Genomic DNA, 14,371 nt, shown 5'->3' with positions numbered 1-14,371 from the left:
TCGACCGACGCAATTTGGCGAATTTCACCCGACGCGAACATGGTAAAGGCGTGATATTCTAAATGATATTTATGGTACGATATATTAACAAGAAAAATTATTAGCAGATAGATGCATTTATGGCTATGAGGTAGAAGCATGCAATATCATTATGAATTTGTTTGGGCGACGCTGGCCGTACTCGGAATCTTGTTTTTATTTTCATTTTTCAAGACTGTTCTGCCGATTCGCCGCAACGTGATGTTCCGCCGGCTGCTGGTGGCGGAGTTTTTTACGGTGGTATTCAACGTGCTTTCTTGTCAGCTCAATACGGCTTATGAGGGAATTCCCCTATGGCTGCTCAACACCTGTGATCTTGCGTTCTTTGTGGGATTCGTATGTCGGGATTTTGTTTTCTATTGTTACGTCGAGTCACTTGTGCAGGAGCGGTCACCGTCCATACGCATGCCGCGTTTCCTTGTCTGGACGGTCGTTGAGATCTCGCTGCTGCTTATTCTGACGTCGCCCTGGTCGGGGCTCGTTTATTCCATCAACGACAGCGGCTATCATATCGGGCGCTTTTACCGCCTCGTCCTCTACGCGAATGCTTATTCGTATCTGCTCTTTTCCATCTGTCTCATCCTGGCTGCCGTGGGACGCAAGGTACTGGGCAACATGGAGAAGCTGGCTCTGCTCGGCGGCTGCCTCATCCTGATCGTCGGGGATGTTGCGCGCATGGTGTATCCGATGTACCTCGTCATGGATTCCTTCTACATGCTTTCGATTCTTGTCATGTATCTGGCCTTTCAGAACCCGGATCTTTATACGGAACGCAAAACGGGACTTCTGAATCAGTCGGCGGTGCTTTCATTGCTGCAGGAATTCGGGAAACATGGCGATTTTTCCGTGTTCGCGCTGGTTCTGAACGATTTCTCGGAGAATCGCAGGCTGTATGGCGTCCGCCAGATGGATGCGGGCCTGCGCATCATTGCGGAGTACCTGCGGACGCGTCATCCGGATTGCTTTGTTGCCTATCTGGAGGAAGGCCGCTTTATCCTGATTGCCCGGCAGGTGCTGCCGTTTGACCAGATGTGCCGCGATTTCGACCAGCGGCTGCAGGAGCCCTGGCATGATCAGCATGTCAGCCTTTACCTCACGGCAAGCTATGTGGCTTTCCGCGGTCCGTTGATGGTCAGACGACCGGAAAGCTTCCTGAACTACGTGGCGACGGCGCTGCAGATGGCCGAGCAGCAGAACCAGCTCGTCATCATCGATGAGCGCGAGCGTCAGAAGGCCGAGCATGATGCGAAGATCCGCGCTGCCGTGGACCGGGCAATCAAGAACAATACGGTGGAGGTGTATTACCAGCCGTTATATGGCACGAAGGAGCAGCGCATCATCGGCGCGGAGGCGCTTTCCCGCATCGTCGACCCCGAGCTCGGCATGATTTCGCCCGGCGAATTCATCCAGGTCGCGGAGCGCAGCGGCAGCATCACGCAGCTTGGTGAGCAGGTCTTCGAGAAGGTCTGTGCATTCCTCGAGCAGCAGGATACGAAGGCACTTGGCATCGACAGGATCAATGTCAATCTTTCGCCTATCCAGTGCCGCGATGAACGCATGCCAGAACGTCTGGTCGCCATTGCCAGGCGCCATCATGTAGACTTCAGCCAGCTCAAGCTCGAAATCACGGAGTCGGCTCTGGCGGATCGCAATGTCCTGCAGGCTAACATGAAGCAGCTCGAGGCTCATCATGCCGTCTTCTCACTCGATGATTTCGGCACGGGATATTCCAATCTCATGCGTGTCCTGCGCTTCCCGTTCAGCGATGTCAAGCTCGATATGACGTTCGTGCAGGCGTATTTCAGCCGCCATAACCGGCTGCTGCCGGCCATCATCGACGGGTTCCAGTCCTTCGGTGTCCAGATTACGGCCGAAGGCGTTGAGACGCAGGAGATGGCACGCGAGCTCACGCGGCTTGGCTGCAGCATCCTGCAGGGATATTACTTCTCAAAACCGCTTTCTGAAGCGGATTTCGTGGCCTATGTCGCACGTACGCGGCAGGATCCGGGACATACCATCCGCTTCTGAGCATGACTGCCTGATTTTTACATTATATTTCCATGAGAGAGGAACCGATGCGCGCTGCACGGTTCCTTTTTGTGTGATTCTGTGGTATGCTAGAAGTGTTGTTTTTTGACAAGAATTTTCGAGAACGAACATAGAAGGTGCTTTTTATGATTGACATGCCAGCGAACTGGATGGAGAAAATCCAGCATGTTGATTGGTCGAAAGTCAAGGCGGCGGTGGCCGATTACGGCCCGGTGCTTTCCGTGCTGCGCCAGACCTGGTCGAAGGAGTCCCTGCTCGAGATCAGTCAGGGCAAGCTCTTTGTGCCGGATGATGTCATCAATGACGCCATTGCGAAGCAGATGACGGATGATGGCGCGGTGACGGAAGTCACGATCAAGTCCCATGAGAACGGGCGCCTCGATATCACGGCCAACACGAAAAAAGTCGGTCCCGTCGAAGTGTCGGGGGAGATTAAGGAATTCGTGCATCAGGGTGACAGCTCGTATGCTGTTTACCGGGTACGCAGCAAGAATATCCCGAATCACGGGCTGATGTCCTGGGTGTTCTCGCGCATTTCCCTTTCCATGGCAGAGCGACTCGTCGGCCATATGGAGATGCCCGATAATCTGCCGGTCACCGTTCATCACAATACGGTCCGCGTGGATTACAGCAAGGCCCTGGCAGCCTCGGACTTCGGCAAGACGGAGTATCAGGGGCACCGGCTGATCGATATGATCGAGATCGAGGGAGCCACGCCGAAAGAGGGCGGCGTGGAATTCGATACGAAGCTCAATGTGCCCGATGATGTCAAGCAGGCGCTGCTTGCCGTGCTGACTTCGGATACCAGCACGTCTGGTGAGGATGGAGCTGACAGCACGTCAGAAATGGATGCATCTGCCCAGTGAGGCGAATGAAGAAAGATGAGTTTCGCAAGATAGAGATATGCAGAGAGAAAAAGAGAAGGGAGCGATTCTTTGAGCAAGCGCATCATCATGCTCATGGCTGTCCTGTGCACACTGCTGATGGCCGTGCCAACGGTTTCGGCGCACCACAAGACAGAGAATAAAGTAGAGAAGATCCTTTATATTCCGCACGACAACCGGCCAATCTCGGATAAGCAGACGGCGGAGGTCGTCGAGAAGCTGGGCTATGAGGTGGTCGTGCCGCCCGATGATATGCTCGGCAGCCGCGATGATCTCGGCAAGCCGGATGAGCTCTGGAACTGGCTGCAGCAAAATGCCCAGGATGCCGATGCCGCAGTCATTTCGTCGGACTCCATGCTGTACGGCAGCCTCGTGGGCTCGCGCAAGCATGAGTATTCCAAGAATGAGGTGCTGGCGCGCGCCGACCGCTTCAAGTCGTTCCGCAAGGAACATCCGAAGATGCAGCTCTACGTGTTCGGCTCCATCATGCGCACGCCGCGCACGGGCGAGGCTTCGGGCCATGAAGAACCGGGCTATTACCGCAACTATGGCTCCGATATTTTCCGCTACACGGTCCTCAAGGACAAAGAGGAGATGGAGGGGCTGACGCGCCGCGAAAAGAAGGAATATGAGTTCCTCGGACGACTGATTCCCAAGAAATCCCTGGCCGACTGGATGGGACGCCGCGAGAAGAATTTCGCCGCCAATGAGAAGATGATTCAGCTCACGCGCGACAATGCCTTCAATTATTTTGTGCTCGGACGCGATGACAATGCGCCGTATTCCCAGACGCATCTTGAGAGCCGCCATCTGTCGGCTGAGGGCAAGGATCTCGGCAAGACGCGTTTCCAGGCCATGGCCGGCATCGATGAGATCGGCATGCTGATGCTGACACGTGCCGTCAACGATATCCGCCGTGACGTGCCGTTCGTTTTTGTCCGCTATAACTGGGGCCGCGGCGAATTCACCGTGCCGTCGTATTCCGACGAGAAGATTGGTGACTCCATCGCTTCGGCCATCACGGCCGCCGGCGGCATGCAGGTCAAATCGCCGGAGAAGGCCGATCTCGTCCTCACGGTCAACACGAATCCGAATGGCAAGACTGGTGAGGCCAATGACCGCGACAACGACGGTACGCCGCGCGAGGGCACGAAGTATTTTGCTGATATCGTCAGCGATTACGTCGCGAAGGGGTATCCGGTCGGCGTGGCCGATATCGCCTATGCGAACGGTTCGGACAATGCCCTGATGAATGAGCTGCGCGACCGCGGCCTGCTCTTCAAGATTCGCGCCTATGCCGGCTGGAATACACCGACGAACAGCACGGGCTTCGTCATCGGCGAGGGCATGCTCACGCGTCACATGAAGGACGATGCCGTCGATCAGCTGCTCATTACGCGCTATCTGGACGACTGGGCGTATCAGGCCAATGTTCGCAACATCATCGCCCGTCAGCTGACCTGGCTGCGTGGCGACGGTGTTTACGGCAGCCTGGATTCCAAGGTGGACGCCGTTTCGCGCCGCTCTTCGCGCATGATGACGCGCTTTGTCGAAGACAATCTGCCGCCGTTTGATTCGCTGGCCGAGATTGACGTGCGTTTTCCCTGGAACCGCATGTTTGAGGCGGATATCCAGCATTCTGCGAAGCAGGAAGTCAATTATTTCGCGCGTTGAGCCACTTTCTTGCATGATCAAAAGCAGTCAGAGATTTGTCTCTGGCTGTTTTTTCATGGAATGACGATAAATTTTTTGTCAAGACAGGAAAATGCCTTCATGCATTCGAATTAAAAAATAGTATTTTCCATATCCATATCATCGCAATCGTCGCATCAACCTCAGCGATTTTGGCCATAGAGAAGGAGTTGTGCTCAGGATGGACACAGAACCGTTACAGAAAAAACTGCATCAGTATTATGACCAGCTGGCCGGAGGGCTCTGTCTCCTGCGTCAGGACCGCGATGAGCAGATTCTCTTTGTCAACTCGGAGATTCTCGCCCTTTATCAGTGTGCGAATGAAGAGGAATTTTATTACATGACGGGCGGCAAATTCTCGGGCATGATGGATCGTGAGGATTATGTACCGCTGCGCACGAGGATGAACAGCCGCCACGGCGACCAGTTGTTTTCCTATGGATATCTGACCTTCCGCTATTATACACGCAAGGGACAAAGCCGCTATGTGGAGGGCTGCTGCCGGGAGGCGGAATTTCCGGAAATCGGCAAGGTCTGGCTCGTAAACCTACTCAATCGCGAGGGCAGGGAGCTCGATGGCGAGCTCGATCCGGTGACGGGACTCCTCAACATGCATGCTTTTTATCAGCGGATACAGGAATTGGCCGGAAGCAGTGCGGGGCCGTATCCTGCTTATGCTTCTGTCTACCTGAATCTGACGAATTTCAAGCTTTTCAATGAGATGCATGGCATTTATGAAGGCGATCGTCTGCTCAAATCCATTGCAGGACTGCTCAGGACGGAGTTCGCTTCATCCTGCCTGAGCCGTCTTTCCGGGGATAATTTTGCCCTGTTTGCACCGCAGGAAGGACTCGAAAAAAAGATAGAAGATCTTTGTCATAAGGCGGATCATCTGATTCATAATCCGAGCATTGTGATGAAGGCAGGGATCTGTCTGTTCATGGGAGAGGAGGCCCTGCCGTCACTGGCCAGCACGTCCTTCGACATGGCCAAACTGGCCTGTGACAGCATCAAGCGGGATGCGACGCGCTGCTGTGCCGTCTACCATGAGGACATGCGCCGGGAGGTCATGGACCGGGCCTATATCATCGATAATCTCGACCGGGCAATACGGGACGGCCATATCAAGGTTTATCTGCAGCCCGTCGTGCGCGCGCTGACGGGCGAGCTGTGCGGCTATGAGGCACTCGCGCGCTGGGAGTCGCCGGGCCGGGGCGTGTTCTCGCCGGGCTTGTTCATCCCCGTACTCGAGGATACGCGTCTCATCTACAAGCTCGATACGTATATGCTGCAGGAGGTGGGGCGCCTGCTGCGCTATCAGCTTCAGAACAATCTGCCCATGGTACCGGTTTCCGTCAATTTGTCGCGCTATGATTTTCTCTTGATGGATCCGCTGCCTGTCGTGGAGGAGGTCGTCGCCCGCTTCCACATCCCGCGGTATTATCTCAGGCTGGAGGTCACGGAATCAGCCCTTGTCCAGGAACACGATGTTCTCGTGAAGAAACTCCGTCAGTTCCGGGAAGCGGGCTATCAGGTCTGGCTCGATGATTTCGGCAGTGCGTATTCTTCGCTCAATGTCCTGCAGAAGTATCATTTCGATGAACTCAAGATCGATCAGGGACTGCTGCGCGATTTCAATGAAGAGAGCCGGAAAATCATTCGTTCCATCGTGCTGATGGCCAAGACGCTCGGCATCCATGTGCTGGCGGAAGGGGCAGAAACCAGGGAGCAGGTCGAATTCCTGCGGGAAATCGGCTGCGAGAAGATTCAAGGCTTCTATTACGGGCGCCCGCTTCCTTATGAAGCCTGCGCCGAGCATTGCCGGCGCTTTCCTCTCAGGACAGAAACCATTGAGGAGGAGCGGGCCTACGATGTACTGGGCATGGTCAATCTCATCACGGATATGCCCGTGGCGCTCTTCTGCTACGATGGCAGACAGGTCGTCGTCCTGAGTGAGAACGAGGCATACCGGAATGTCGTCCGGGCGACCATGGACAAAGGGGAGCACGCCGTGCATGAGCGGCTGACGGCGGAAAGCCCGTTCTGGAAAAAGTATCAGGCCTTTCTGAGCAAGGTTGCGGCCAGCGGAAAGGAAGAGAACATGACGTATGTGGATAACGGCCAGTATTTCAAGATTCGCGTCCGGAAGGTCGCATCCATTGGCAATCAGATTCTCTGCCGCGCGCATATCTACAACATCACGTACGACCAGGATATGACGTCGTTCCGCCAGTACGATGATATTTTCCGGAATCTGATGCTCATTTACGATGGCGTCTATTTCTTTGATATGGCCCGCGGTGAGCTGCATGTCATCGAGAGCATGAATTCCCTGATGCATGCAGGCCAGCGCATCAAGGCCATCCCGAGAATCGTGCACCGCTATGCGAATCACTATGTGCATCCGGAGGACCGTTCCCGCTTCCTGGCCTTCTTGGAGCCGCATGCGCTCTTGCAGCGTTCCAGCCGTTCCGAGCGCTCGGAAGTCATCGGGATGTTCCGGATCCGGGAAGCTGACGGCAACTATAAGTGGATGGTCTTTGATGCTGTGACCGTTCATCTGCGGGGAACGCACGATATCCTGCTCTGTGTGCGGGATGACATCTGGGGACGCCAGGAGGATCTTCGTGATCTGCTGCCGAAGTTCGTGCATTCTCAGGGGCTGACGGTGTGTGAGGAACAGCCGGCACCGGCAGAGCTGCCGGCCCTCTGGCAGTCTGTCATGGATTTTGCACCGGACCCCATTTTCTGGAAGGATGAGCAGCGCCGTTACCGTGGCGTCAATCAGGCATTTCTTTCGTATTTCGGACTTCGGGATGCGGCGGAAATCATCGGCAGGAGGGATGAGGATTTTGGCTGGGATATGCGGCCCGATGAGATCGTGGCGGCTGACTGCAGGATTCTGCAGCAGGGTGCCTCCTATCACCGCCTGCTGACGACTTCGCTTTTCAAGGGAGTGCCGCGCCGCATTGCCGTGACGGGGTTTCCGCTTTACACCGGGCGGAAGATCACCGGCATCATCGGCTATTTCACGGATTGCAGCAATTCCAGCCGCGACCAGGAGGAGAAGAAGCTGGGCATCCTGGACCGCGATACTGGTCTCTTCGGTTTTCGCGGCATGCTGATGACCGGACTGGAATACGAGGACCGCTATCGCCAGTTCGGCGCGGAGTACACGGCCTGCCTGCTGCATGTGCCTGAGATGAACTGGATTGTCAAGCACTACGGGCATGCTGTCCGGCGCAAGGCTCTGCAGGCTGTGCGCGACTGCATCCTGCGCTGCAATCCGCTGTCGGGCATCGTCACGCATGTGGGCAACGGCTTTTTCTGCTGCTTTGGGCGGTCGCTGTACGTCAAGAATCTCGAACAGCGCATGGAGAAGCTGGCACAAAGCGTTCATGCGCTTACGACCTTGGATGGCCACAGCTGCACGCTTTCGCTGTGCTGGTCACAGGTGCGGTCGGCGGAGACACAGGATTTCGATGAGCTTTTGATGCTGCTCTCCGATCGCCTGCACGATCAGGAGCAGCAATGCCGGGGCGGTGGCACTGGCATGAAGAATCCAGTCGTCTTTGAACGGGAGAAGTTTGATGATTGGCAGGAGCGCGTCTTTATGGCGGACATAGAGACGTATGACCTGCTCTACATCAATCCGGCCATGCGCAAGGCACTCGATCTGCCGGACGACTATCCGCTTGAAGGTAAGAAGTGCTACGAGGTGATAACGGGCAGCAATGCACCATGTCACGCCTGTACGAATCACCTGCTCTGCCGGCAGAAGATCTACACATGGACGCATTCCTTCAGCCATACGGGCGGCATGGTCCTGCAGCACGATACCCTCGTGCCATGGCAGGGGCGCAATGTGCGTTTTTCGGCATCGGCAGATCTCCATCAGTACCTGGACTACGAAGCCGAGAAGAAGAACATGCTGATGCGTGAGGAAGTCATTAATGACATCATCGCGCTCGGCATGAAGGAAAGCGATCCTGAGGAGGGTATCCGCAAGATGCTGGCCAAGATCGGCGAGACGCTCCAGGCAGAGCGCGTGCTGATCTTTGAGGAACACGACGGTGCCACGGTCAGCGGGACGTACGAATGGCGCCGGGATGCGCTGCCATCCCTGCTCGCCAACCTCCAGGACATTCCGCGCGCTCAGCTGCGGCCGCTGTATGAGCATTTTGAGCATAACCACATGCTGATCCTCAACGATACGGCTCCGTTCCTGCAGCGCCATCCGGGACTCCACCCGATGCTGCACAGTGTCCGGAGCCTTGTTTCCGGCCATCTGATTCAGTCGGGCCGTTCCCTGGGCTTTACCGAGGTAGTCAATCCGGCTTCAGCATCCTTTTCTTCTGCGACGTTCCTGCTGAGTTCGTTGACGAGCTTCCTCGCCATCATGCTGCGCAACCGCGATACGATCAAGCGCCTCGAGGAGCTTGGCACCATCGATCAGCTGACCGGCGTGCGCAACCGCCGGGCCCTGCTCACATACATCCATGGACTGCCGGCGGGGTTCCCGTTTGCCTTCATCTTTGGCGACATCAATGGCCTCAAGAAGGAGAACGATACGAAGGGGCACGAAGCGGGAGATCAGCTGATTCGCCGGTCAGCGGCCCTGCTCGCGGAGGTGTCCGGTACAGATCACGTATTCCGCATGGGCGGAGATGAATTCCTGCTCATCATCCCGCATGTCAGTGAAAAACAGGCAGCATGCATCCTGCGCGACATTCGCCGCCGGTATAATGCAGAGGGCATCAGCATTGCTCTGGGCTGCGTCGTCCGCACCTCGCCCTTTGACGATATCGACACCATCATCTCGGAGACGGACCGCAGGATGTATCAGAACAAAACCATCATGCACAGCCAGCGCGGCATGCCCGCGCGCGTCAGCACATGATGGTTTTCGATTGATGTTCAGTTGTTGTACGGATTGCCGCGCATTCCCTGTTCAGCGGCAGTGTGCCAGGGTGAGCGGGACGTTTCGTTCGCGCATTTCCTCCTGCTCGCTGGCTGTAAGTCCGTCATCGGTGTAAATCATGGCGATGTCTGCGTATGATACGAGCGGAATGCGGCCTTCTTGATGAAACTTTGCCGCTTCCGTCAGGATCAGGATGTTTCGGGCGTGGGCGGCCATGGTCTGCGTCGCTTTGGCGCGGGCCGCGTCGTTTGTCATGAAGCCCGTGTCATCGCGCCCGTCCGTGCCGATGAAGATCTTGTCGACCTTGAGCCCTTCGACGCAGCGCCGGAGCATGGGGCCGACGACGACCTGGGAATCGTGCTGGTATTCGCCGCCGAGCAGGATGATGTGAGCGTCGTTCTGACGCCGGATATAAGCGGCGATGAAGGCGGAATTTGTGATGATCGTGATGTGTCGGTGCGTCTTGACGAGCTCTTCGGCGAGCAGGGAGCAGCAGCCGCCCGATTCGATCATGACGGTTTCGCCGTCGCAGACGGAGGCAGCTGCCAGGCGGGCTATGGCAGCCTTGCGCTCGTGGTTGAAGGACAGGTGATTGGCGACATCGGCGCTTTCGAGCAGGACGGCATAGCCGTGTTCGCGCCGCAGGTATCCCTGATGTGCAAGGCGGTTGAGATCCTTGCGGATCGTGACTTCTGAGACGGCGAGCGCCTCGGAGAGTTCGGTGACCGTGATGCGTTTTTTCTGGCTGATTAGATTCAAGAGTTCCTTGTGACGTGCGAATAAATCCATATGGCCCATCCTTTCCATCCGTAGTTCTGTCTCTATTATACCATGCCGGCTGCTCTGACAGGAAAAGCCGTTGTCCCAGCATGATGATGCTGGGACAACGGCTTTTTGATGCATGAATCCAGGATGATCAGGCATTTTCCTTGCGGAACTTATCCATGAACTCGGCAAGGGCAACGGCACCCTCATACGGCATCGCGTTGTAGATGGAGGCGCGCATGCCGCCGACGCTGCGGTGGCCCTTGACGCCGCTGAGCTTGTGTGTCAGCGCCTCGGCGACGAATTTCTTCTCGAGTTCTTCGCTCGGCAGACGGAACGTGACGTTCATAAAGGAACGGCTGTCCTTCTCGGCATGGCCACGGTAGAAGCCGTTGGAATTATCGATGGCATTGTAGACGACCTTGGCCTTGCGCTCATTGCGGCGTGCCATCTCTTCGAGGCCGCCCTGTGCCTTGATCCAGGCAGCGACCTTGCCGACCATGTAGATGCAGAAAGCCGGCGGCGTGTTATAGAGGGAGTCCTTCTTGTAGAACGTGTCATAGCGGAACATCGTCGGCAGGGCCTCCGGGCTCTTCTCGAGCAGGCTCTTCTTGGCGACAACGAGCACGACACCAGCTGGGCCAAGGTTCTTCTGGACGCCGGCATAGATGAAATCGAATTTGTGGAAATCCACCGGGCGCGAGAGCATGTCCGAGGACATGTCGGCAAAGAGCGGCACGCCGTTTGTCTCCGGGATGTAGTGATATTCCGTGCCGTAGATCGTGTTGTTGTAACAGAGGTGGACGTAGGCAGACTGCGGATCGATTTTGAGCTCTTCCTGCGTCGGGATGTGTTTGTAGCCGCCTTCTTTGCTGGAAGCTGCGATCGTGCCGATGCCGAGGTGCTCTGCTTCTTTATAGGCCTTTTCGGCGAAGCTGCCGGAGAGGACGTAAGTGCCCGGATGTTCCTTCGTGGCGTAGTTCAGCGGAATCATGGCGAATTGCTGGCTGGCACCGCCCTGGCAGAACAGGACCTCGTAATCGTCGCCGAGCCCCATGAGCTCCTTGATGTCCTGTTTGGCCTTTTCGTGTACGGCTGCGTACTGCGGGGCACGATGGCTGATCTCGAGGATCGACATGCCGCTGTGGTTGAAGTTCAGGAATTCCGCCTGTGCTTCCTTGAGGACTTCGAGCGGCAGGGTAGCCGGGCCGGGGTTAAAATTGTAAACGCGATCTGCTTCCATGGGATAACCTCCTGTTTGTACTGGTGACATGAAAAACGCATGCCGTTATGTGACTTGTTTTACTTGTGTCCGAGTAGATGTCCGTATGATGTGGACACGCGGCGTTTTGTTATATTCTAACGCGAAAAAAAAAGAAAAGCAAGCGGAAAAATTAAACATGTTTTTTGTGAGAACACACTTGACGGCTGAAAGTGGATGATTTATAATACACGTATGCACATAAATAGGCAACGCGAGGAAGAGGAAGCCGAAGGGTGATTCCTGAAAGAGAGCCAGCGGCTGGTGTGAGCTGGCAGGGATTCCGGAGGTTCCGCCTTGGAGCGGCTGATGAAAGTCAGACGGTTGCGCCCGATATCGCGCCGAGAGAGATGCCTCTGGCATCACTTGGGTGGCACCACGGAACAGAGCGTTTCGTCCCAATTGCGGGACGAAGCGTTTTTTTGTTGGCGCAGTTCCAGGCGGTGCCGCGTGCAGCGTAGAATGCGCAAGATCTGTTTGTGGAATAGGATAAAGAGGAGCGAGCAAGATGAAGGTTTTAGCAGCAGATGGTATTTCGCCGAAAGGCATTGAGCTTTTGCAGAAGGAGTTTGAGGTTGTCGTCAAGGATAAACTGCCGGCAGAGGAGCTCCTGGAGATCATCCCGGATTTTGATGCACTCATCGTGCGTTCGGCATCGAAGGTAACGGCTGAGGTCATTGCCCGTGCGACGAAGCTCAAGATCATCGGCCGTGCCGGCGTCGGCGTCGACAATATCGATATCCCGGCCGCCACGGCCAAGGGCATCATTGTCATCAATTCCCCCGGCGGCAACACCATCGCTGCCACGGAGCACACGATGGCCATGATGCTCTCCATGTCCCGCAACATCCCGATTGCCAATGAGACGATGCACAAGGGCGAGTGGAACCGCAAGAAATACGTCGGTGTCGAACTGCGTGGCAAGACGCTCGGTGTCATCGGCATGGGCCGCATCGGTTCCGGCGTGGCCAAGCGCGCGATGGCCTTTGACATGAACGTCATCGCCTACGATCCTTATATTAATGAAGAGCGTGCGCAGGCCCTCGGCGTCAAAGTCGCGACGTTCGATGCGGTCATCGAGAACGCGGACTTCATCACGGTGCATATGCCGCTGACGAAGGACACGAAGGGCATGATCGCCATGGATCAGATGAAGAAGATGAAGAAGGGCGTGCGCCTCGTCAACTGTGCACGCGGCGGTATCATCGACGAGGCTGATCTCGCGGAGGCGCTCAAGCAGGGCATCGTCACGGCTGCGGCCATCGATGTTTATACGAGTGAGCCGCCGGCTGAGAAGGGCAATCCGCTGCTCACGGCTCCGAATATTGTATTGACACCGCATCTCGGCGCTTCGACGGTTGAAGCACAGATCGGTGTCTCAGTTGATGTGGCCAAGGGCATCATCGCTGCGCTTCACGGTGAGCCGGTGGCGACGGCCGTCAACATGGCGCCGGTCTCCCCGCAGGTCATGCGCGTCATCGCGCCGTATCTCACGCTGGCAGAGCGCCTCGGCGGTACCGTGGTTGGCCTGGCGGAAGGCCCCATTGAGAAGGTCGAAGTCACGTACAATGGTGAGATCACGGAAGTCAACACGGGCCTCCTGACGACGGCCGTCATCAAGGGTATCCTGAATCCGGTCATGGAGAACGAGGTCAATTACGTCAATGCACCGGGCCTTGCCAAGGAACGCGGCATCAAGGTTTCCGAGCGCAAGGAGAAGGAAGCCGAGGCCGATAACTTCACGAATCTCATCACGGTCACGGTGCAGGCCGGCGGCCGCGAGCTTTCCGTACAGGGCACGCTGTTCGGCAAGAAGGGCCGCATCGTCCGCATCAACAATTTCCGCGTCGATGTCGATCCACATGCTCGCATCCTCGTCTGCCCGCATATCAACCGCCCGGGCGTCATCGGCACGGTCGGTACGCTGCTCGGCGGCAATGGCGTCAATATCTCGGCCATGCAGGTCGGCACGACAGAGGAAGAGGGCAAGAATCTCATGGTGCTCACGGTCGACAACGATATCCCGCCCGCACTCCTCGAGACGGTCAAGGCACTCGACGGGATCTTCGATGCCAAACTCGTCAATTTCTATGCCATCTGACGCCGCACGATATTGCGCGTAATATTATTGGAAAGAAACCATCATTTTGGGGACAGGCAGCGTTCTTCTGCCTGTCCCCTTTTTGACTGCCTGTACGTATTTTGTATACAGGTTATAAAAAATCGCGCAATTCAATAAACATAGTTACAAGTATACATGCATACAACTTGCTTTACATGTAAACATGTGCTACTATATATCCATGGATGGAGGAATGACGTATGTATACAAAAGATATGCTTGTAACAAAAATTAAAATGATTGCACTCAGCAAGATTCGCGGAATCGAGGATTCCGTCATGAGCAATCCCATGGTTTACCGTCGGGATACGCGTGCGTACTGCGAAGCGATGTACGATGTGATCAGCAACATGTCTTTTGCCCAGCTCAAACGCATCGTCATCCCGATTTATGAGAATTATGCCGAGATGGGCATGGCTGACGACGGCTATGTGGCCGATTCGCTCATGATGATTGCCCTGGCACTCTATCAGAATGAGATTGGCGAAGAAAACATCTACGACCAAGGGTGGACGAGCTATGTCGAGGACTTTTTCCGCCTCGCAACTGCCTGATGGTCGGATACACATTCATACCTTTGAAAATCTCCCGCGAGGGAGATTTTTTTGTTGGCTGGAATGACGCTTTCTATAACAAAA

At 55.7% G+C, this 14,371-nt stretch carries 8 protein-coding genes; 6 read left to right on the top strand and 2 right to left on the bottom strand.

Annotated features, from left to right (window positions below; all coding sequences use genetic code 11):
* Positions 1-138: 138 nt before the first annotated feature.
* The 4 genes from DWZ54_RS10865 (at position 139) to DWZ54_RS10850 (ending at position 9,564) form a co-directional block, all read left to right on the top strand.
* Positions 139-2,067 carry a GGDEF domain-containing protein gene (locus tag DWZ54_RS10865; protein ID WP_118476269.1) on the top strand — a complete coding sequence of 643 codons (1,929 nt, stop codon included), beginning with the start codon at positions 139-141 and terminating at the stop codon, positions 2,065-2,067.
* Between the two features lie 146 nt (positions 2,068-2,213).
* Complete coding sequence (locus DWZ54_RS10860) at positions 2,214-2,954, top strand: hypothetical protein (RefSeq protein ID WP_233541691.1); 741 nt, start codon at positions 2,214-2,216, stop codon at positions 2,952-2,954.
* 87 nt (positions 2,955-3,041) lie between these two features.
* Positions 3,042-4,646: a DUF4127 family protein gene (locus DWZ54_RS10855; RefSeq protein WP_118476274.1), complete on the top strand. Its 1,605-nt coding sequence runs from the start codon at positions 3,042-3,044 to the stop codon at positions 4,644-4,646.
* 199 nt (positions 4,647-4,845) lie between these two features.
* Entirely contained in the window at positions 4,846-9,564 is a 4,719-nt protein-coding gene (locus tag DWZ54_RS10850) for an EAL domain-containing protein (RefSeq protein WP_118476267.1), read from the top strand.
* 51 nt (positions 9,565-9,615) lie between these two features.
* On the opposite strand, the gene DWZ54_RS10845 is transcribed toward DWZ54_RS10850, so the two are convergent.
* The gene (locus tag DWZ54_RS10845) at positions 9,616-10,374 is read right to left on the bottom strand and encodes a DeoR/GlpR family DNA-binding transcription regulator (protein WP_118476265.1); all 759 of its coding nucleotides are present in this window, start codon (positions 10,372-10,374) and stop codon (positions 9,616-9,618) included.
* Positions 10,375-10,501: 127 nt separating this feature from the next.
* Positions 10,502-11,593 carry a 3-phosphoserine/phosphohydroxythreonine transaminase gene (gene serC, locus DWZ54_RS10840; RefSeq protein WP_118476263.1) on the bottom strand — a complete coding sequence of 364 codons (1,092 nt, stop codon included), beginning with the start codon at positions 11,591-11,593 and terminating at the stop codon, positions 10,502-10,504.
* Between the two features lie 526 nt (positions 11,594-12,119).
* Here serC and serA point away from each other — a divergent pair.
* Together serA and DWZ54_RS10825 are read left to right on the top strand one after the other, a co-directional pair.
* Positions 12,120-13,712, top strand: a complete 1,593-nt coding sequence (gene serA, locus DWZ54_RS10830) for a phosphoglycerate dehydrogenase (protein ID WP_118476261.1) — start codon at positions 12,120-12,122, stop codon at positions 13,710-13,712.
* Positions 13,713-13,933: 221 nt separating this feature from the next.
* Positions 13,934-14,287, top strand: coding sequence for a hypothetical protein (locus DWZ54_RS10825; RefSeq protein WP_118015597.1), 354 nt, complete (start codon positions 13,934-13,936; stop codon positions 14,285-14,287).
* Positions 14,288-14,371 lie beyond the last annotated feature (84 nt).

Origin of the sequence: Mitsuokella sp. AF33-22 (assembly GCF_003475755.1) — a bacterium.
Lineage (GTDB): Bacteria > Bacillota > Negativicutes > Selenomonadales > Selenomonadaceae > Mitsuokella.
This window is presented reverse-complemented; position numbering and strand designations above follow the sequence as displayed.